At 32.8% G+C, this 22,092-nt stretch carries 18 protein-coding genes; 7 read left to right on the forward strand and 11 right to left on the reverse strand.

All coding sequences use genetic code 11. From position 1 onward, the window contains the following. Window positions 1-35: 35 nt before the first annotated feature. A complete protein-coding gene (locus BLV91_RS07970; protein WP_091431666.1) occupies window positions 36-1,394 on the reverse strand; it encodes a saccharopine dehydrogenase family protein in 1,359 nt (452 codons plus the stop codon). 211 nt (window positions 1,395-1,605) lie between these two features. On the opposite strand from BLV91_RS07970, the gene BLV91_RS07975 reads away from it, so the two are divergent. From BLV91_RS07975 to BLV91_RS07985, 3 genes are all read left to right on the forward strand, one after another. After that, a complete protein-coding gene (locus BLV91_RS07975) occupies window positions 1,606-1,998 on the forward strand; it encodes a DUF423 domain-containing protein (protein WP_091431583.1) in 393 nt (130 codons plus the stop codon). A 74-nt stretch (window positions 1,999-2,072) separates the two neighbouring features. Beyond that, a complete protein-coding gene (pckA, locus tag BLV91_RS07980; protein WP_091431586.1) occupies window positions 2,073-3,674 on the forward strand; it encodes a phosphoenolpyruvate carboxykinase (ATP) in 1,602 nt (533 codons plus the stop codon). A 188-nt stretch (window positions 3,675-3,862) separates the two neighbouring features. Continuing rightward, complete coding sequence (locus BLV91_RS07985; protein WP_091431668.1) at window positions 3,863-4,963, forward strand: DUF4407 domain-containing protein; 1,101 nt, start codon at window positions 3,863-3,865, stop codon at window positions 4,961-4,963. A 63-nt stretch (window positions 4,964-5,026) separates the two neighbouring features. Here the strand turns inward: BLV91_RS07985 and BLV91_RS07990 are convergent, their stop codons facing one another. Both BLV91_RS07990 and BLV91_RS07995 read right to left on the reverse strand, forming a co-directional pair. Further along, window positions 5,027-5,737 (reverse strand): PH domain-containing protein, encoded by a 711-nt coding sequence (locus BLV91_RS07990; RefSeq protein ID WP_091431589.1) that lies wholly within the window; start codon window positions 5,735-5,737, stop codon window positions 5,027-5,029. A 211-nt stretch (window positions 5,738-5,948) separates the two neighbouring features. Next, window positions 5,949-7,130: a glycosyltransferase gene (locus tag BLV91_RS07995; protein WP_091431592.1), complete on the reverse strand. Its 1,182-nt coding sequence runs from the start codon at window positions 7,128-7,130 to the stop codon at window positions 5,949-5,951. Window positions 7,131-7,277: 147 nt separating this feature from the next. Here BLV91_RS07995 and BLV91_RS08000 point away from each other — a divergent pair, with 147 nt between their 5' ends. Genes BLV91_RS08000 through BLV91_RS08010 form a run of 3 tightly spaced genes read left to right on the forward strand, consistent with a single transcriptional unit; the run spans window position 7,278 to window position 13,142 of the window. Next, window positions 7,278-10,370: a hypothetical protein gene (locus tag BLV91_RS08000; protein WP_091431594.1), complete on the forward strand. Its 3,093-nt coding sequence runs from the start codon at window positions 7,278-7,280 to the stop codon at window positions 10,368-10,370. Beyond that, window positions 10,367-11,602, forward strand: a complete 1,236-nt coding sequence (locus BLV91_RS08005; protein ID WP_091431597.1) for a hypothetical protein — start codon at window positions 10,367-10,369, stop codon at window positions 11,600-11,602. Before BLV91_RS08000 ends, BLV91_RS08005 begins: the two co-directional genes overlap by 4 nt. After that, window positions 11,589-13,142 (forward strand): glycoside hydrolase family 2 TIM barrel-domain containing protein, encoded by a 1,554-nt coding sequence (locus BLV91_RS08010; protein WP_091431599.1) that lies wholly within the window; start codon window positions 11,589-11,591, stop codon window positions 13,140-13,142. Before BLV91_RS08005 ends, BLV91_RS08010 begins: the two co-directional genes overlap by 14 nt. Before the next feature lie 2 nt (window positions 13,143-13,144). On the opposite strand, the gene BLV91_RS08015 is transcribed toward BLV91_RS08010, so the two are convergent. Genes BLV91_RS08015 through BLV91_RS08025 form a run of 3 tightly spaced genes read right to left on the reverse strand, consistent with a single transcriptional unit; the run spans window position 13,145 to window position 15,953 of the window. Further along, window positions 13,145-14,323 (reverse strand): glycosyltransferase, encoded by a 1,179-nt coding sequence (locus BLV91_RS08015; protein WP_091431601.1) that lies wholly within the window; start codon window positions 14,321-14,323, stop codon window positions 13,145-13,147. Between the two features lie 56 nt (window positions 14,324-14,379). After that, window positions 14,380-15,630, reverse strand: coding sequence for an MATE family efflux transporter (locus BLV91_RS08020; RefSeq protein WP_091431603.1), 1,251 nt, complete (start codon window positions 15,628-15,630; stop codon window positions 14,380-14,382). Between the two features lie 32 nt (window positions 15,631-15,662). Beyond that, entirely contained in the window at window positions 15,663-15,953 is a 291-nt protein-coding gene (locus BLV91_RS08025; protein WP_091431605.1) for an STAS domain-containing protein, read from the reverse strand. 150 nt (window positions 15,954-16,103) lie between these two features. On the opposite strand from BLV91_RS08025, the gene BLV91_RS08030 reads away from it, so the two are divergent. Further along, on the forward strand, window positions 16,104-18,164 hold the full coding sequence (locus tag BLV91_RS08030) for a tetratricopeptide repeat protein (protein WP_091431607.1): 2,061 nt from the start codon (window positions 16,104-16,106) through the stop codon (window positions 18,162-18,164). Between the two features lie 169 nt (window positions 18,165-18,333). Here BLV91_RS08030 and BLV91_RS08035 read toward each other — a convergent pair whose 3' ends face one another. The 5 genes from BLV91_RS08035 to BLV91_RS08055 all read right to left on the reverse strand — a co-directional run bounded on the left by BLV91_RS08035 (window position 18,334) and on the right by BLV91_RS08055 (window position 22,090). Further along, complete coding sequence (locus tag BLV91_RS08035) at window positions 18,334-18,690, reverse strand: hypothetical protein (protein ID WP_091431610.1); 357 nt, start codon at window positions 18,688-18,690, stop codon at window positions 18,334-18,336. A gap of 204 nt (window positions 18,691-18,894) precedes the next feature. Further along, a complete protein-coding gene (locus BLV91_RS08040; protein WP_091431612.1) occupies window positions 18,895-19,602 on the reverse strand; it encodes a LytR/AlgR family response regulator transcription factor in 708 nt (235 codons plus the stop codon). Between the two features lie 13 nt (window positions 19,603-19,615). Next, window positions 19,616-19,933: a histidine kinase gene (locus tag BLV91_RS08045; protein ID WP_091431614.1), complete on the reverse strand. Its 318-nt coding sequence runs from the start codon at window positions 19,931-19,933 to the stop codon at window positions 19,616-19,618. Then, window positions 19,920-20,957 carry a sensor histidine kinase gene (locus BLV91_RS08050; protein WP_091431616.1) on the reverse strand — a complete coding sequence of 346 codons (1,038 nt, stop codon included), beginning with the start codon at window positions 20,955-20,957 and terminating at the stop codon, window positions 19,920-19,922. The genes BLV91_RS08045 and BLV91_RS08050 overlap by 14 nt, the downstream gene beginning before the upstream one ends. After that, entirely contained in the window at window positions 20,957-22,090 is a 1,134-nt protein-coding gene (locus tag BLV91_RS08055) for an FIST signal transduction protein (protein WP_091431618.1), read from the reverse strand. The genes BLV91_RS08050 and BLV91_RS08055 overlap by 1 nt, the downstream gene beginning before the upstream one ends. Window positions 22,091-22,092: the final 2 nt, after the last annotated feature.

A 22,092-nucleotide genomic window follows, 5' to 3' on the forward strand; every position in this document is an offset into this window, starting at 1 on the left:
TTACTACAAAATCTAAAAAAGGGCTAACTAAATTTTCAATCAGGTTTATACCCTAAATAGGGCATCGTTTGTTCTTTAAAAACAACTCCATATTCCTCTAATTCTTTCAAAATAGGTAAATACACTTCTTTTCGTATCGGTAATTGAACTCCAGGAGTAGTAATTTTTCCGTTCAGTATTTGCAAAGTCGCCATGGCAACTGGCAACCCAACCGTCTTAGCCATCGCTGTATACGTTTGGTCTTCGCCAATACAAACCATTTTCGAGTCCACTTGTTTCTTTACACCATCTAATTCATATCCGAATTTATGGTACATAACAATCATATCTTTATCATCTGGTTGTAAAGTCCAGCTATCACTTAAAATCTTTTCTAGTATCTGCGCGGGAGTGCCGTCTTTCAAACCTACCAGCTTGTTGTCATTAAACAAATTCAGTTCTAACAGTTTATCCCACATGATATCATCCTGATCAATTTTTAAAATCAATCGTGTTTTAATTTCAACAGAATCCGTTGGGTGATAAGGTAAAAATGAATTCACAAACTGTCTATAGCTCATGTTTTCAGAGTCTTCCATAACATAACTGTCATCAGTCATTCCTAATTGGACAAACATATTCCAGGCTTTTGAAAAACCTACCCGACGAATAGTTCCTCTATACAAGGTTAGCACATCATCCAATCCATAAACACTCCTATATTTCAATGAATCTCTGTTTGAATAGGCCTCAAATCGACCATATCCCTCCACTTGTAGAAATTCAGTTCTTCTAAATAATTTACAATAGGGTATATATTTATAAGTTCCCTCTTGAATAAATTTGGCCGTACCACCTTGTCCGGCAAGTACAACATTACGAGGAGCCCAAGTAAATTTATAATTCCACAGATTAGTATCTGACTCAGGAGCGACTAGTCCGCCGCAAAAAGATTCAAACAAAAGCATTTTTCCGCCTTTATCTCTAATTTCATCGATGACTTTCATAGCACTCATATGATCAATCCCAGGATCTAAGCCAATCTCATTCATAAAAACCAGATTATTTTCCTTAACTGCTGCATCTAATTCCTGCATCTCTTTACTAACATACGAAGCGGTAACCAAGCTTTTCTTGTAAACGACACAATCCCTCGCCACTTCAATATGCAAATTTGCCGGCAACATCGAAATAACAATATCAGCCTTTTGAATCGCCTCTGTTCTTTGAGTATCATTAAAAATATCTAAAGCAATTGGAGTTGCATTAGGGTGATTATTTGTTTTCTTCTGCGCTAAGGCCATGGATAAATCACCTATGATTAGGTGCAAATTCTCTTTTTCCGATTTATCCAGAAGATATTGTATCAACGAAGATGCTGATCTTCCGGCACCAATAATTAAAATGATCCTCATAATTGTTAAAATATAACACAAACATACAAAATTGTTGTATTTATAACAACCGCTAGTTGTGAAAATTACGAATATGTTTTTCAACATAAAAGGCATCAAAAAAAAATCAGCACCATTATTCCCAAAATAAAAAGACAAAACTAACTGCAAAAATTCTTTCGCTTTGCTGAGATAAGGAATACTTTTGTATTGATAAAATCACTTTAAAAAAATGGACAAAAAATTAATTTCAGCTGGAGCACTTTTTGGGATGGTAGCAATCATTTTAGGTGCATTTGGGGCACATGCCCTAAAAAGTTTACTAGCCACAGAACAATTAGTTACTTTTGAAACAGGAGTACGCTACCAAATGTACCATGCTTTGTTTTTAATCTTTATTGGCATGCTAACCAGCCTATCTGAAAAAACAAAAAAAACCATCTATTCTTTAGTGCTTTCTGGTGTTTGTTTATTCTCAGGATCCATCTATTTATTAGCAACGAATAGTCTCACTTCGTTTGACTTCAAGGTGATCGGTTTTGTCACTCCCATCGGCGGACTACTGTTAATACTGGCTTGGGGGCTGTTGTTTTTAAATTTCGTCAAGAAAAAAGAACAAAATTAAGATAATCAAATCGTATCTAAAATATTAGTTCTACTTTTGCATTCAATAAATTTAACTACACAATACATAATTTCATGAATAATAACACACCGTTTACGAAATCGATTTCGTTGAAAGACATGGGAATCGAAAACGCAAAGATTCATTATCAATTATCAGCTAACGAATTACATGACATGACGATCGCGTTAGGTCAAGGAATTGAGACATCGACTGGAGCATTAGCGATCAACACCGGAGACTTTACCGGTAGATCTCCTTTAGATCGATTTATCGTAAAAGACAAGATCACTGAAAACGAAGTCTGGTGGGGGAAAGTAAATATCCCTTTTCAATCGGACGCATTTGATGCTTTATACAAAAAAGTTTCAGCTTACTTAAGCAACAAAGAAATCTACGTAAGAGATTCGTATGTATGTTCAGATCCTAATTACCGTTTAAATGTTAGAGTAGTTACAGAAACACCTTGGGCAAACTTATTTTGCTACAATATGTTTTTGAGACCTGAGGAAGATGAACTAGAAAGCTTTACACCAGAATGGACTGTATTGTGTGTTCCTAGCTTTATGGCAGACCCTGCAGTTGACGGGACTCGTCAAAGTAACTTTGCAATCTTAGATTTTACTCGAAAAATTGCAATGATCGGTGGAACAGGATACACAGGAGAGATGAAAAAAGGAATTTTTTCAGCACTAAACTTTATTCTTCCTGTGGATAAAAACACACTTCCTATGCACTGTAGTGCTAATGTGGGAGATAATGATGACACAGCAATCTTCTTTGGTTTATCAGGGACAGGTAAAACAACACTTTCTGCAGACCCAAAAAGAAAACTAATTGGTGATGACGAGCACGGTTGGACAAATGAAAATACTGTTTTCAACTTTGAAGGAGGCTGTTATGCTAAAGTAATTAATCTTTCGGAAGAAAACGAACCAGATATTTTCCGTGCTATCAAAAAAGGAGCCATCCTAGAGAATGTGATTTTTAAGGACGGAACAAATGAAGTCGATTTCCAAGACGTTTCAATAACACCAAATACTAGAGTAAGTTACCCTATATTTCATATTGATAATATCCAACCAGGTTCTATTGGAAAAAATCCTAAAAACATATTTTTCTTAACAGCCGATTCTTTTGGAATTTTACCTCCTATTTCTAGATTAACTCCTGGACAGGCAGCTTACCACTTTATATCTGGTTATACTGCTAAAGTTGCAGGAACTGAAGCTGGTGTTACTGAGCCACAACCTAATTTCTCGGCTTGTTTTGGAGCGCCATTCATGCCTCTACACCCAACAAGGTACGCGGAAATGTTGAGCAAAAAAACAAAGGATGCTGACGTAAAAGTTTGGTTAATCAACACTGGTTGGACTGGTGGTGCTTACGGAACTGGAAACAGAATGAAACTGAAATACACACGCGAAATGATTACCGCTGCATTAAACGGAGAATTAGACGCTGTAGACTATAGAAATCACGTAGTTTTTGGTATAGCAATACCACAAACATGTCCTAATGTTCCTACCGAAATATTAAATCCTAGAAATACTTGGGAGGATAAAGATCTATATGATATCAAAGCAGTTGAGCTTGCAGAAAAATTCAAAGCCAACTTTGCCAAATTTGAAGAATTTGCAAATGCCGAAATTATGGCAGGAGCACCCCAAGCATAAGTTAATTGTTAATTCAAAATTAAAAGAGTCGTTCCGTAGGAACGGCTCTTTTTGCATTATAACAAACCCCTAACCAAAAACATATCAACCAAGTACAACATTAATGAGTTTTTGGCGTTAAATTTGCAATCATCAATCAGTCAAAAAATAAATTGGCTGAACATTCAAATCAATCAAAAAAATCAATCATGTTAAAACATTTTTTTATTGTTTGCTCCGGGGCAGACAAAAACATCTTAGAAGGATGTTCGGAGGGAGAACAAACCAAATATGTGGGAATTGGCGCGACCGTTTTCTTTACCGCAGTCATGGCATTTATTGCCAGCGCTTACGCCCTGTTTACGGTTTTTGACAGCATCTATCCCGCTTTACTCTTTGGATTAGTGTGGAGTTTACTTATTTTTAACTTAGACCGTTTTATTGTATCTACTATTCGAAAAAGAGACAAATTCGGAAGTGAATTTCTACAAGCAACTCCCCGAATTATTTTAGCCATCATCATTGCCATTGTTATTTCGAAGCCACTTGAAATTAAAATTTTCGAAAAAGAAATCAATACTGTTTTATTGAAAGAGAAAAACGCCATGGCCTTGGAAAACAAAAAAGAAGTAGCTAATTATTTCAAATCGGATTTAGATAAAAACAAGTCGGAAATAGCGAGTTTAAAATCGGCCATTACAAATAAAGAGCAAGAAGTAAATACCTATTACGAAACGTATATCGCTGAAGCGGAAGGAACTGCTGGCACAAAAAAACTAGGAAAAGGCCCTGTTTTCAAGGAGAAAATAGCAAAGCACAACTTAGCAAAACAAGAACTAGACAGTTTACAGAAAAACAATCTGGCAAAAATTGCTGAAAAAGAACAGCAATCAAATTTACTCCAAGCAGACTTAGATAAAAAAGTAATAGAAACACAGCCTATAATTGATGGGTTTGACGGTTTGATGGCAAGAATCAATGCGTTGAACAAGTTGCCTTCAATTCCTTCATTTTTTATCATGCTGCTATTTTTGGCTATTGAAACCTCCCCTATTATCGCTAAATTATTATCGCCAAAAGGAGAATACGATTTTAAACTGGAAGACCTAGAAACGGCATTAAAAGCAACCCTAACCCAAGACAAGTACCAAAGGGAATTACTGGTTAAAACAAGTGCCACCATGCATGATAAAGTGTATGAAGACATTGCACAAGACGCCAATCTTTATGAATTACAGCGCAAAAAAGCAACCGAATTACTGGAATTACAGGCCCATAATTTCGTTGAAAAGCAAAAGCGAACTTTATAATACTAAAAAAGCTCAAATGATAAGAACTATCATTTGAGCTTTTTACTTTGTTTATAAACTGTATTACATAAAGCTTAAAATCTCTTTTTTATAGTTGTCGTATTCTCCTTGAAGAATTAAACCATTGTCTAGTAATTTTTTATAATTCTGTAATTTTTCAAACAACTCATCTTGAGACAAAGCTGCTAATCCATTTTCTTTGTCGGTTCCAGAAGGACTCTCAAAAACGGCATTTTGATAAGGTAAAGGTGGTGGAGTTGCAGGCATTAATTCACTAAAACTAGTCACTTCTTCCGTTTCCATCTCTTCAATTTCTTCAACAGATTCAACGTTTTCAAATTGAATTTCTTCAGCCACAACATTATTAAACATGGCTCCTGTTTTCAATATATCTATCTGCTCTTTTGCAAAAGTATACATTTTTCTTGCCTGTGTTTTTGGAATATAATCAATAGAAACCTGCATGTCAGTTTTTGTCGAGAATGAAAACACAGACCCAAGTATGTTTTCCTTTACAAAAGCACCTTCAATAATATCCCAGGTATAATCAGTAAAATCCATAGAAAGGCCTAGATTTTTTGGCTGACAAATAATGACTCTTTTATTGGTCATGACAATGCTATCTGGAAAAACGGTAAGCGCAGGTTTTTTCTGCACTCCGATATAGCCTATTTCTTCATTTTTCATCAATAAATCATTCAGCTTTGAAGTGATTTTTTCAATGGCTTTAGGATCTTGTTCCTCGTTTAAGAATTTCTTTATTTGGTCTTTCATTGTAAGCTGAATTTATTTCAGATTTGTCTACTATGCTGAGTCATTTCAACACATTAAATAATCCTTCGCAAAAGTAATACCTAATTTTATTATTCTGCAATTTCATTTTGCATTTTCTTAGTTAAACTTTTGTGAACCAAAAATATTAACCACAAAAAAAGAGGCCGTACTGATAAAGTAAGACCTCCTTGAAATAGTTATAATTTGCTTTTTATCTATAATGAATTGCAATTTGACCTATTTGAAATACAATTTTTAGGGAATCTTTAAATGAAAGTTTAGAGCCATCCGCGTGAATCCATCTTTTAAGTGGTTGTTCACAAACTAACTTTTTAGTTTCTTCATCACCGTATATTTTTTTCATTCGCATAAAAATCTCCACGTCAAACAACCATTTGGTCAAAAACTTTTCTTGAAAAGTATTTTCGATAACATCTTTACTCATGATTTTAGCCCCACATTGCGTATCGTTAAAATCCATTCCGATTGTTTTACGAATAATCAAGTTAATGATTTTACTAATAATTGCACGAGCAGATTCTTTAGTAATATCTGCCCCCATACGGGCCATTCGAGAACCACTAACAATTTTAAAATTAGAATTAGAAATCGTATTTACTAAATCATGAAAATCCTCAAAGTCTGTTGATAAATCAGCATCAAGAAAACCAATGTAATTAAATTGTTCTTGTTTTGCAAGATGCAACATTCCTAAACGAACTGCTTCGGCCTTTCCTCCGTTTTTTTCACAGTCATATATACTAATATGATCCTCATTACCTTCTCGCAATTTCTCTAGAACTTGTAATGTATTATCCTTACTACCGTCATTTACAAAACACAAATGATATCCTAAATTTGAATTCACAAAAGACCTGAACTCATCACTCAACAACCTTAACTCCTCATCATAACAAGGAATTACAACACCAATACAGTTGTTTTGAATAATTTGATTTTTTTTAGTATTGGTCGAAATTTTCTCTCCAGCTCCAATTAAGCGCTTCACACGAGCTCCAATTTCACTTAAACTCAACGGCTTTTTCATGTAATCATCAACCCCTAAATCAAAACCTTGTACAATGGTATCTTCATCTGTATTCCCAGATAAAATCATAACTGGCGTAGTATGACCTTTAGTGATTTTTATATATTTTGCAATTTCTAAACCATTATAAGCAACTTGAGATTCATCAAAGTTGGCACTTAGATCATCACTGTCAGAAAAAGGCATGTTAATATCCGCAATAACTAAATCTGGCTCATTTAGATCATATTTTTTAATACCATCCGAAATAGTATTTGAACTTATCACCTCATAACCTAAATCAAGTAGGCACTTTTCTAATGACAATACAACTAATTCTTGATCATCAATAATTAAAATTTTCATAATACTATTATTTAAGGTAGTTTGGTTCAAGTAAATATATCAAAATAGCATCTAAATAACAAATTATATATTTCCCTTATAAATGGTTATCGACCAACTAATAAAAAGTTTTATTATTACATTTACAAAAACATCAATTTTAAAGCATTGGCGAAAGAAAAATCAAATAAATATTTAATCGTTGCTCTGCTTATTGGAGTGATTTTTCATTCCAGCGCAATCTTTTTTACGCTAGAAAGCACTTATGATGCTTTAATACACATGTTTTTTGCCCAACATTATGCAACAAGTTGGTTTGAACCTTGGAACTATAGCTGGTATACTGGCTTTACGGTGATGGGTTACCCACCATTAGTGCATCAATCAATTGGCTTATTATCCTTAATTGGAGGTTTGAAATTTGGCTTATTTACAGTCGCCATCATTGGGATTGTTTTATTTATTACTGGTGTCTATCGCTACACCTTAATGATTACTGGTAACAGGACTGTAGCAGGTTACGCCTCAATTGTGGCTGTATTTTCCTCTTCATTTGTAGAAACCCTTCATATTTTCGGTCAATTACCCAGTATTATAGGCGTTTCTATATTAATGCACTGCATGCCTGAAATCTACCTTTGGATAAAAACAGGAAGACTAAAGTATTTTTTTAGATCGATATCGCTATTAGCCGTTACCATTACTTCTCATCATGTTACCCCTATTTTTGGGATGATTTTCTTTATTTTTCCATTGATTGGAATGGTAATTATGGATGTATCAAGAGAACAGGTAGACTCCTATAAAGAGATAAAATTCAAACTATTCCTTCAAACTTTTTTCAAATTATTTAAAAGAATTGTAGCTTTTGGAGCCGCTTCTCTATTCCTCATCATCTTTTGTATTTTCCCATATTGGGTAAATTCAAAAGCAAACCCAATAACACAGGTTCCAATTCCGCACGGAAGTAGGGATAATTTTATCGAAGTTACCTCATCAGGCCTTATGTTTTTTGTAATCCCATGGGGGATTTTATTTTTTATTTTACCATATATTTTATACCGTTATTACAGTAAAAGATACATTTGTTTCGGGCTGTCAATCTCATTATTAATCGTATTAGGGACTGGTGGAACAACTCCTATTCCTTTAAAAGTTCTAGGCGAAACCGCTTTCAACATTTTAACCCTTGACCGTTTTACACTTTGGGCGTCCATTATGAGTTTACCCATGTTTGGAGAATTTGTTTATCGATTAATTGAAGGCGATTTAAAAACTGATATCCAAAATAGATTTGGAAATGTATACCACCGTATTTTAGGTGCGTTATTCGCAGGTTCTTTTTTATTCATGGCGGGCTTCACGATTACATTGGGTTATTTTAGACCTTTTCAGCCCGAGAAAATAAATACCTTACCACTTGTCAACTTCTTAAATCAAGATCAACACGATCAATGGCGTTATTTGCCTTTAGGATTTGGTGATCAAATGGCTACCCTTTCTTCACAAACTAAAGCAAAAACAGTAGACGGGAATTACCACTCTGCTCGCAGATTACCTGAATTGACCACACGAGCCATTGAACGACTTGAAAATTCAAAATTTAGAGGAATGGAAGGTATTGGTTCTTTGCAGCAATTTTTGACCGTCCCTGAAAAATACAACCTAAAGTATGTTTTTTCGAATGATAAGTTTTACGACCCCATACTTTATTTCTGCGGTTGGCATAGACTTTCATTGCTTGAAAATGGCATCATGGTTTGGGAAAAATTAAACATAGCTCCCTTGCCCAAAGTACTTCCAAAAGATGAAGTACCGCTATATTTAAAATTGATGTGGGGTATTATCCCTTTGCTTACCGTGCTAATTGCCTTTGTAATCAACATTCAAAGTATTTTCTATAAAGCCTTAAAAATCAAAGACGAGGCAAAGCCAGACTTTTTTAAATTTGCTGTAGCGTATAAAAAATTCCCATTTAAAATAATCACTATTTTACATCTTTGGGTTATTTTATTATTAGGAGTTATTGGCTACAGCATGTATGATTTTTACTTATACAATGCCACACAAATAAGTCCGACAAATGTAGTGAAATCGTATTACGACGCATTAGATTTTAAATATTACGAAAAAGCACATTCCTTTATTGACCCTAATAAAAAGCTATCTATTTCGCAGTTTATGTTAGAAACATCAGTTGCTGACGGGATTTTAAACTCCTATGCAAAACTGGATGCAATTGACATCCAAGTTATTAAAAGTACCGAAAACAGAGCTAATATTGTTGCAAAAACCAAATGGATAACTCCATTAGAAATTATCAATAAAGATTATTACCACGAGGTTTTGAAACGCGATGGAAAATGGTACATTTTACCACAAAAACTACCATTAGACATTCCTCCTGATCAATTTTTATTGGATAATACAACCGAGTATTTCAAACAAGGAAGACGAAAAATAACAACACAACAAACCTATCATGAAGATGTATTAAAACAACCGGAACTTGAAATACTATCAGCTAAACTTATTCAATATAATAATGAGTATATCATTATCGGTGAATTACAAAACATTGACAATTTCCCTGCAGATGTGGTTTTAAAATCCAGTTTATACAATCAGCATGACAAAGTATTGGCCACTTTTAATGCTAAAGATGTAATTAAACACAAGATAATGCCAAAAGAAACAACTAGTTTCAGGGTCAATTTTGAAGAAATTTCATGGCTTAAAAAAGACGTCGCACAACCTACAACCTTTAATCCGAAAGAATTCACACCAAAGGACATTAGTGAAACTCCAGCAAATTTTGATATCCAATCAGCAGCAAATGTAGCAATTACTGACTTCTATATTCAAGTTGCACTATCTGATTTATTGATTGAAAACAACCATCTCAAAGGAACATTGTTCAATTATGGCATACAAGAAGTCACAGTACCTGAATTGATAATTTCGTATTACACTGATACAAAAGAACTCTTATATGTAGATAATTATTTTTTACGTGAAGGAGTTCGTGTACAGCGCAAACAATATTTTGACTATAAATTACTTGATTTATCTAACTGCCATATACTATTATCCTCTTTAGACAATTGTTACGTAAATGGCTTACCCAATGGCGATCTTGCACGAACAATTGTTCCCAATAGAAATAAGCAAGTTGAAAAAGAGCTGTTACAAAAGGTGAATGGAAAAGGATTTAGCTACATTAAGATAGAAATGAATAATTATATTGGTAATCCAAAATGATAAAAAAAGCAATACATATTGTCCTTCCATTTGCGCTATTCTTTTTATTTGTTTTTGCTGTTTCAAAAACAAATAATCCTGCAGCATCATTTCAATTGCTTACTACTGAAGAAAATTTTGTAGCAGGAAAGCCAATTACATTAGCTTTTTCAACACCTTCAAAAATAGCCACAGCAGACTTATTTATTATTCATTCTTATGGAAAAACACTCCTAAAATCAAAAAACAACAATGGCCAGCTTTTATTTAAAATTCCAGCTATTTATAGTCAAAAAACAGGATTCACAAGCTGGTATTTATTGCAAAACAAGAAAACAATAGTAACAGGAAGCTTCAAGATAACTCCAAACAACAACACTCCTACACTACTGGAAAATTATTTAGGCCCAACAACTTTGCTTACAGGATTGAATCATTTCACTATGATGGTCGCCATTCCCACTGATAGCTACGACAACCCAAAAGAAGACAATACTACTGTCTTAATAAAAGATCAATTTCTTAATGACATTAGAATTACCGCCGAAAAAACCAAATCATTTATTGCCTGGAAAAACATTTACTCAAGAACAACTGTAGGTAAAATGCTGGTTTCGACCGAATGCGAAAATACGGACTCAAAGGAATTTGAAACAGACATCAGACCCTCTATTGGTAAAGATTTCAGCATAAGCTTTAGCCGCAATCATAAATTTGCCGATGGCAATCAGATTACAAAATTAGAAACCTCTATAATTAGAGATCAGTTTGGTAACTTAGTGGGCGATGGAACACTCGTAACTTTCCAAATCACTACTAAAAACAACATACTACTTAAAACCTTCGCCGCCACTATCAATGGTATCGCTATTGCCCAACTCCTTCATCCAGATCATGAAGACACCTATAGAGTAAAAGGATATGTTACTGGAATTGCCGAAAGCAAACCTATTGAAATCAGTTATAATGCACTTATTAATACTTTTCCATATCAATTTTCTGAAAAGAATAGAGAAATTACAGTTGGTCCTCTTAAGAGTTTTATGAAGCAAATTATTCCCGACGGTATTAAAGTCGAGTTAAAAATATTTCATCATAATAACTTAATTGAAACAAAAATTGCAGAAAGTTCAAAAGGGATTACTACTTTCTACCTGTTACCTCCTTTTTACAAAGAAAAAGAATATCAATTTGAAATTACAACTTTAGGCGTAACTCAGAAAACTGAAATAAAAAAATATGAAAATAATTAACAACCGAAATATCTACAAAACCGCTCTCATACTTTCTTTTATTCTGATAAGTATTTTTGCGCTTTTAGGTTTGGCAAAAACATTAGATTATTTAAATACTGGTGCCGAGAGGACATCTATGCTACATTTGGAAACTGAGAGCGAAGATATTTATTTACCAAAAGTAAACTGGACAAAATTAGATAATCCAGCACGTGAAATGGAAAAAAACACGCTAGGTAAAATAGAACGTGACTACCTATTTTCATGGTATGTGAAAAATAATGCTTTAGAAAATAACACTTCAAAAGGCATCGATTATTATTATACCCAAAACACACGCGAAAATTTATATCGCACCATCAATTATAACAAATCGCATGAAATCACAATTGAAAACACGACTATAAAGCATTTTCCAGAATTAGAATTTTATAGCGAAGACGGACAGCTAGTTGTTTTTACAGATAAAAACGTAGTTGAGTTTCAAAAATTATATCAAAACAAACAATTAATAACCAGCATTCAGGATACTGCCACCTACAAAGTCATGATGTTGCTCGAAGACGGTTTTTGGCGAGTGCGCCATTTGCTTAAAATGAAATCCGAAGCATTTGCTCCAGATACCATCAAAGCGAACCCGATATATACAGTAAAAAACAATCAAATCCTTCAAAACAAAATACCATATACAATAAAAGGAATTAATTATTACCCTAAAAATTCCGCCTGGGATACTTTTGGTGAGCGCTTCAATAAAGACACCATTGCAGTGGATTTTGATATAATGAAAAAAGCAAACCTTAATACAGTAAGGGTTTTTATTCAATATGGTGATTTTGGAAAAGCTAAAATCATCCCTGAAAAACTGGAAAAACTAAAAGTGCTATTGGATTTGGCTGAAGCCAAAAAACTAGCAGTAATCGTTACACTATTTGACTTTTATAGTGATTACACAATAGATAGTTGGACTTTAACACATCGACATGCAGAACAAATTGTTAGCACATTTAAAGATCATAAAGCCATCTTAGCTTGGGATTTAAAAAACGAACCCAATTTAGATTTTGAAAATAGAGATAAGGATAATGTTTTGAGTTGGCTAGATCATATCACCACAGTCGTAAAGGAAAACGACCCCAATCATTTGATAACAATCGGATGGTCCAACTCCGTTGAAGCTACTAACCTTGCTGACAAAATGGATTTTATATCGTATCACTTCTATAATGATATGCAGCATTTAGAATACGAAACAAATAAGTTGCTAAAAACAACAAAAAAACCAGTTGTGATTGAAGAATTTGGCGTGCCTTCTTATGGCGGAATGTGGAATTTATGGGAAGGAAGCATTAAAAAACAAGCTGCTTATCATCAAAAAATGCAAACCTATTTCAAGAAAAACAACTATTCTTTTATGTCATGGACCTTATATGATTTTCCACATGTTCCAGATCAGGTTGCAGGAAAATGGCCTTGGCAGAAAATGAGACAGAAAAAATTCGGGTTTATTGATGATAAAGGAAACAACAAACCCGCATTTAAGTATATCTCAAATTAAGATTATTTTTTTGATTGGATAATTTTCTTGAAAGTATCCATATACATATCGGTAATCTTATCCATAGACAGAGCACTTGCTGCTTTAAAGTTTTGCATTGCAATTGCTTTTCGATTGTCATCATTATTGATGATTTTCTCAATTGCCTGAGCTAAAGATTCAGCACTTTCCGGATCAAAAAACTCCCCTTTGTAACCTTCTTCCTCAACTAATAAAGCTAAATCCCCTAAATCTGGCATTACTACCGCTTTACCATAACTTCCTGCTTGATGTAATACTCCAGAGCTCCCCGTTGTAGATGTATAAGGAAAAGCAACTACTGTACTGTCTCCAAATATAACTGGAACGTCTTTTTCTTCTACATAACCTGTAAATCGGATTCCTTCTACATCTTTATATTTTTCCTGCACTCCCGCAAGATAGCCTGGAGTATTAGGACTATCCGTTCCAGCAATAACAACTTCAATTTTTTCAGCACTGCGCTGTCTTATTAAAATCGCTGCTTCGATTAGAATCTCCACTTTTTTATAGGTACCAAATTTACCGAAAGCCATAATTTGTTTTGGTCCAGGAGCTAGCTCAAATGATGGCTCGTCAATACTATCAAACGTACCGTGAGGAATTACTTTTACATTTTTTACCTTGTACTTCTTTTCTAAAACTTCTACATATTTATTAATGGTAACTGCTACAACATCTGATCTTAAAATGAATCGAGTTAATGTGGTTCCAACAAAATTATAAAACTTTTGAGCTAATTTATTATCAGTAAAACCAGCGCTTTCTAAATCGACCTGCTCTAAAATGTTATGCAATAATGAAACAGTAGGAACACTATTATTACGCAAAACCATTGGAATCATTAGTCCTAAAGCTGCAGGTACTTTTTTGTCTCCAAATTTCATAAATTGAAGATTTATCAATACTGCATCTGGTTTCTCCATACGTATCGCTGCACTTATTGAAACAATATTAGAATAACTATTAAATTCCCAACATTCATTTACTTTTACTTTATGACTATTTTCAAAGTCTAAGTCTTTTGGACCAGCAGTTTTATCAGACAATAAAATCACTTCTGAAACTTCAATTTTTTGTGCAAAGTTCTTTACTAAATGATATCCATATTCATTCAAAGTTACCTTACTTGGAGGAAAGGCGGTGATTACGGCAATTTTCATATTTTTATAGATTTGGTTTGGCAGTTTAAAGGTAACAAGAATTTCATAGTCCTCCTTTATTTTTTATTTTTATAAAAGAAATAACACAATTGAAAAAACAATAAAATAACCATAGCTATAATTTGCATATGAACGACTTGCTCCAATGAATTATGATAAGCTATAATTAACCCAATTTGCGTGGAACCTAAAACGGCCGAAACAACTACTGGTAAATATTGATTAAGTGATAAATAATAATAGGCAAATATATTAGCAACAGCAAATAGAGAGGTTGCCAAAGCGTATTTCCACAATAAAAAGGAAATAGAAACATACTCTTTCCCAAACATAATACCTACAACAAACTCAGGAAAAAGTGCCGTAAATAATACAATAAAGGTAGAGAGTAAAACAATGTAGCCTACATATTTAAGTAAAATAGGCAGTGTATCTTGATTGTCTTTTTTCATTTGGATTACTTTGGGTAACAATAGCATTACAAACATCCAGGCAACAAAATAAACAACACGACCTATAAGTGCCAATGAAGCATACAATCCGGCCTGCTCATTGTCAAAAAAGTGTTTAACTAATATTATGTCGCTATTATTGATTATGATTTGTGTAAGCTCATAAAAAGCAGTCAATGCAAAAAAAGTGGTTATCGAACGGGTATCAATTACAGGTGTTTCAGCTGTTTTTAGTCCTTTAAAAATCAACTTTTGAAAAGGAAAAACACCAAAAACAAAAGACAGCACTATTCCAGAGGCAACAATTATAGAACTTGGCACATCAGGCAATAAATAAATAGCCGCAATTGTAAGTACTAATCGGCTGGCCATTTCGGTTTGATAGGTAGTAGCTAATTTATTTAATACATTTTGGCCTTGATATAACCCTCTATTAACACTCATTAAAAAATACAATGGAATTCCGAAACCAAAAATGAAGAACATCCAAGCGGTTTTAGTGTGAAAAAGGGTTTGTAATTCCTGATAAAAAAGCACAATGCATATTCCAAAGAGCAACCCTAATACGGCAGCGTATTTAGTTATCAGCTTAATAAAACTTAGCAGATAACTTTCTTCTAACAGCACTGCATATTTTGCAGTAACAATTTGGAAAGTCATGCCTATAAAGGAAAGGATGAGTAATAAAGTAATTAATATGGCCGCATCTGAAAATTCAGAAGGCCCCAATATACGACCTAGCAATAAGTTATAAAGATAATTCCCCCCATTGACTAACAAAATAGTGACCATAAATAGTTGCTCAGGTCCCAGATTAGCAGGAAGAAAAGGTATTTTATACGAACCTATTTGCATGTTTTTATTTTTGTTAAAAATTACAAAAAATATTAAAGCAAAATATTATTTAAATTTAAGGAGGCAAACTGTTCGCTGACTTTTTTATTTTCCATACCAATGATATAAAACATCTTGTCGCGTCCCCAAGCTTTATTATATAATGACGTTATGCATTTTATAGCTTCACTATCAATCTCCAGAACCTTATTTAAAGAAAGCACAATACCTTTAGAATGCTCCATTAAATTCTCAATGTGGCTATTTAATGCATTACTATTTTGCGAATTTAACATCCCGTAAATTTCATAAACTCCTGCATTATATGTAATTTGAATTGCCATCTTATTTATAATTATTTGTTTATACTGACGCAAATATCTTTCCAATTCACACGAACGTATTTAATTCTTCGACGAATGGCAAGTTGCTGTAGGTGAAATATCACAGTAATATACTTAACTTGCATCTATATAAATCAAGAATCAAATCGAATGAAATTTTTACAACAAACCCTCTTTCTTCTCTTCCTTATTATGAGTACTATTGCAAATGCCCAAGATATGAGCAAAGGATTCACTAATCTGGAAAAAGGCGAATTTGATAAAGCGGAAGTATTCTTCGAAAACATATTAAAAGACTATCCCAATAACAAAACTGCGCGTTTATGTTATGCCAGAGCTATAGGTCTTAATAATCAAGCTGACAAAGCATTGCAAAACTTTGTTGTTTTGAAAAAAGAATATCCCGGAGATTTAGAAATAGAGCTTAATTATGCCGAAGCACTACTCTGGAACAAAAAATTTGACGAAGCCAAAATTTTTTATACAACCCTTGTTGCGCAAAACCCAACTAGCTTTGTAGCACATCTGGGATTTGCAAATACCTTATCAAATTTAAAAGAATTCAAAGACGCTTTATTGAATGTTAATAAAGCACTAGAATTATCTCCCGCAAATCCTGGTGCCTTAGTTTCAAGAAAATACATTAAGCTGGGCTATGCTAGTCAAAAGGTAAATGAAAAAAAATTTACTGATGCAGAAACTTTTTACGACGAAATTTTAGTTGACTTTCCTAATGATAAAGAAACATTAATGAATAAAGCCAACTTATACCTAATCACAAAAGACATTGCTAAAGGCAAAGAAGTTTATAATTTATTGGCCAAAGAAAATCCGATTTTGGCATTAAATGGCCTTTCTCTAATTGAACACATTGACGGAAAGGATAAAAAAGCACTATCCCTATCTCAGGAGGCAATCCAAAAAATCAACAATACTACAGAGGAGACTTTAAAAAACCAAACGCAAGAGCGATATGTACAAGCATTGATTTGGAACAAGAAATACAAAGCAGCAGAAACTAAAATTGAGGAATTAACTGCTCAACATCCTAATGAAAACTGGGTACTTTCATTAGCTGCTACACTAGCCATTTACAAAAGTAATTTCCCTGAAAGTATTAAAAATTATCAAAACATATTAGAAAACGACTCAAAATCATTTGATGGAAATCTAGGAATTGCAAATGCATACTACGCATCAGGAGAAGTTTCAAAAGCATATAAAGCAGCAAATACTACTTTAGAGATTTTTAATAATCAAGGAGATGCAGTTAATTTTATAAAAAAATTAAAAGAAGAATTCACTCCATTTGTTGAAGAAAAACTTTCTTATGCTTTTGATAATGGTAAGAACACTGCCAAAGCTACTCTTACTTCAATTGTTTTTCCGGTATCTACTAAATTAGCTTTTAATGCAAGTTACCTATACAGAGAAACAGAAAATACAGTTTCTAAGGCAAGCGCAAAAACAAATGATTTCTTAGCAGGAGTGAATTATAAATTCCATCCAAAAATTAGTTACACGTTTAATGCTGGAGTTACATCGGCAAATTCTAGCACTAGCAAGTATAACCAAGCATTAATACATACGTTCTTCAAAATAAAACCGTTCAAATTGCAAGATTTAGAAATAGGGTATAAAAGAGAAATTCAAAATTTTAACTCTGATTTGATTGACAAAGAAATCGCTGCTAACAATTACTACCTAAATTATAACTTGAGTACCAATTTTAATTTTGGATGGTTTACCCAATATTTTTACACTACACAAACGGATGACAATACCCGAAACCTATTGTTTACCTCATTCTATTACAACTTTATGTCTAATCCTGTTTTAAAAGGAGGATTAAACTATCAGTACATTGCCTTCAAAAATCAAGTCCCAAACGATTATTTTAGTCCAAGTAAGTTTAATGCTGTTGAAGTTTTTATCGAATTACTGAAAGATGAGAAAATCGCCAAAGTAAATAGCTGGTTTTATAACGCAAATCTTGCTACTGGGTATCAATTTATAGAAAACAATGACAAACAATGGACTTACAGAGTACAAGCCAAATTAGGTTATAAATTCTCTGATCGTTTATTGGCAAATATTTATGGGATTAAAAGTAATATTGCATCCGTATCCGTGGCAGGATTTACGTATACTGAAATGGGGTTAAGACTAAAATGGAACTTGTTTGACAAGCCTATTTTTAAATTAAATTAGAGTCTTACCGAAATAAAAACTGCTTTATTCATGAAGTAAAATACCCCCAGAAAGCACTATTTTTTTTTGGGGGTATTTTATTTTATTCTGTAATAACATATAATTTAAAATTCAAGTAAAATTATTTAGGTAAATAACGCATTAAAAAGAAACCATTCTATAAGCACCTTTAAACTACAAGTTGTAAGTTAGCATCTTCAAAACCAATAATTTTCCTTACCTCATCAGTGTTAGGTAACATAAAACATTCTTTATTGTCTGTGTTTACTTTTACTAGAAAGGACCTTATTTTTGATAGCGGCACAATTACAGTTTTATCCTTTATTACTTTTTTTAATAAATTAGATTTACTCATGGGGCCAGCCCAATCTAAATTATAACAATAAGCTAAAGCCTCTTTTCTAACAAAAGTAATATACTCTTCATTTATCAAAGACCATTTTAAAGAAATCAAATAATATCCATCACGATCATCAAAAGAATTTGACAATTCAAATAATTTTGCATTTTGTAATTGTATTTCCACTTTTAGTAATTTAGTTACAGAAGCGAAATTATCAAAACATAGTTCAAATGCACAATATACCCGACGAACTACCTTTTTTGCAATTAAAAGTAACTTTTAAATTACAAAAACAGCGTGCAAAATCCTCTCTATCCAAGTTGATTAATCTTATTTAAATTTAAACGAAAAAAAAGTTGATTTTGGAATTTACTAGCGGCGCATCTACTACAGAAGATTTAATCTCTTCATTAATTCAGGTCTATTAGCGCGACTTACTGGAATAACGTCTTTGGCAATTAAGACACTATTATCTTCAATGTCTATAATTTTCTTGGTATTGATAATAAAGGAGCGATGCACTTTCAAAAATAAATCTTTAGGTAATTTATCTTCGATTTTTTTTAGTGTCGAGTGAACAATATAGTTTTTGCCCTCCGTTTTAATATGTATATAATCTCCTTTGGCTTCAACAATATTAACAGAAGCCATTTCTATCTTGATTAATCTGCGATCGATATTAACATAAAACTCCTTTACATTATCCTCAGCAACAACTGCTTTTTCTAGGGAACTGGAGTTAAATTGATAGGCGTTTGCTTTTTGAATTGCTTTTTGAAAACGGTCTTCGGTAATTGGTTTTACAAGATAATCTACAATACATTCGTATTCGAATGCTTCTATAGCAAAGTTTTTATCTGATGTAACTAAAATTATCTTTGGAGGGTTTTTAATGGTTTGAATAAAATCAAAACCTGTAAAATCAGGCATATGGATATCCAAAAATATTAAATCAACATCATTTTGATTTAAATACTTAATTGCCTGTAAAGCATTTGAGAATTGATTTGCAATATTAATATCCGAGTAATTTGTAATGAATTGAGCAATAATTGCTCTTGCCATTTCTTCATCATCAATTATAATGCAATTCATAAGCTAAAAAGTATTATAAATGACTCACGAAATCCTGCATGCATTTTAAAATATTTTCAAAATCGGCATTCAAATTTGTTGAGTTATTTTTTAAGTTATTTTCATATTCTTCAGCAATATAATAACTTTTTTCTAAACCTAGTATAGATATTTTGTGTTTTAATTTATGGACAGATTGGGCCGTTAATAAATAATTGGCATTTATATATTCTTGGCTATATACTGCAATTTCATCTGGAAGTTCTTTTTTAAGAATACCGATTATTTTATTCTTAAAATCTAGGTTATCTCCTGAGAGCTCGTTGATGTAATTTAAATTAGGTTGTTCCATTTTCTCTAGCTATTGTGAAATAAAAAATTGTTCCTTTATTCTCTTGGCTTTCTAGCCAAATTTTCCCTTTGTAAAATTCAATGATTTTTTTAACTATTGAAAGCCCTATTCCTGAGGAGGAGTCATTGTTTTCTAATTTTGAAAATATATCAAATATTTTATTTTGATAGATTTCCGGAATACCAATCCCATTGTCCTTTATATAAAAACTAAACTCATTTTCATCCTCAGTGCTACCTATTTCAATCTCAATATTTTCCTTGTCGTTGTATTTTATAGCATTTTGAATTAGATTTTGGAATAATTGTTTAAACCGAAAATCATTCCCGAAAATTTTAGGTAGTTCATTTTTAATTTCAATATCAACATTACTTTGAACTGAGTTAGTCCTCAAAATTTCATCTACTAAAATATTCAAGTCAATAATTCTATCATCGTCATTTTGCTTTTCAATTGCTGAATAATCCAGAATACCTTTAATTAACAGGTCCATTTTTTCAACATTAGAAAGAATTAAGTTTAATGACTTTGTATTTACGTCATTCATCATTACTTGGTTATCTTCAATAAACCAGTTAATTAAGGTGTCAATACTTCTCAATGGCGCTTTCAAATCATGAGAAACCATGTGTGCATACTCATTTAATTCTTTATTTTGTTTTTCAAGACTCAATAATAACTCTTCTCTTTGCTTATTAATTTTTACAATTTCAATTGATTGTTCTTTAATATAATCGGAGGAATTAAAGGAATTTGATTTTGATGCAATTGATTCGTCAAGACTCATAGAATTAAGAATGAATTCAAGGTTTTTATTTATCTCTTTTAAACTTTCGGCTTCATCTCTTAATTTTTGATTGGCTTCAAAAAGTTCATCAGAACTAATTTTCATTGCTCTTTGCAATAATCCAATCTGATCTTCAAAATTAACATAGGACTCATTAATCGCTTCAAGAAACAGATCTAAATCATTTAGTCCCCCTTTAAGTTTTTTATCTATTTGCCTTTTTAGTAATGGGTTCATTATTCACTTATTAAGGTTAATGTCATGGTTTGATTGTGCAATTCACAAGAAGTACTTCCATTAAAGGGAGCCATTTCTCCATAAGAGTAAAATCCCGTCATAGGCACCTTCTCTCCAATACATTCTCTAACTTCCTCAATTTCTTCTTCTACCCTTTGATTCATTACTAATTTCCGACCAATACAACTTACTAGAATTGCGACTTCTGGTGCATTTTTTCTGTTTTTCATGGCATATTCTGCAGCGATTTGAGCTCCTTCTGCAATACCATCAACGGATGCCATCATTAACTGAACTTTTGAATTCATTGGAACATCACCCGCTAAAGTCATCGAATGATTTTCATCATTAATCTTTAATATAGTTCGCACAACAGGTTCTTCTTTGCCTTCTGGCGTCACATTCAAAGGATATAACAAAGAGGCTTGTGGCAATTCTTGCGCTTTATCGCCCAAGTACTTTTTATACAAATCAAGTGCAGGTTGCCCATCAATTTCATAAAGAATATTAGCTTCTGATTTTGTTATTACTCGTTCCGGACCAAAAGGAATCCAACCACCAAAGCTGGCAAAAGAAACTTCTAGAGTTTCACCATAAAATCCAATTAAAATAACTTCTCCTTCTTTTGGGTTCTCTTTATAAGAGGCTAATGTTTTTTCAAATCGAGCATCGTCCCCACAAATTCCACCAGTAATTGAAACTGCCGAATCAATTTCATTCTCTAATCCGTTTATTAAGGAACTTCCGTTTACAAAACTCCCCTCTGACAAAACAAATAAATGTTTCAAATTTTCTTTTGGGATTTTATTATAAAGTGCCTCCCCCAGTTTTTTAGCATTTTTATCATAGTCAAGCACATTTTCTCTTTCTACGACAAAAGAACTTTTTTCTAATTCAATTGCAGTTACAGAGATAGAGTTGTCATTTACATTACAACATAAAATTTCCCCAGCTGTTGACCCAAAAACAATATGTTCATATGGAAATTCTTGGCGAATATTTTTTATGACTTCTTCATTTTCAAGTAAGATTCGATTCCCAAAAACCAATACCAAAGGATTTTTCAATTCTGTTTTTTCTTGAAAATACTTCCAGTTTTGATTTCCAATTTTAGAGGCCTGAATAATTTTCATAC

It is taken from the genome of Flavobacterium degerlachei (assembly GCF_900106645.1).
Taxonomy (GTDB): Bacteria; Bacteroidota; Bacteroidia; order Flavobacteriales; family Flavobacteriaceae; genus Flavobacterium; species Flavobacterium degerlachei.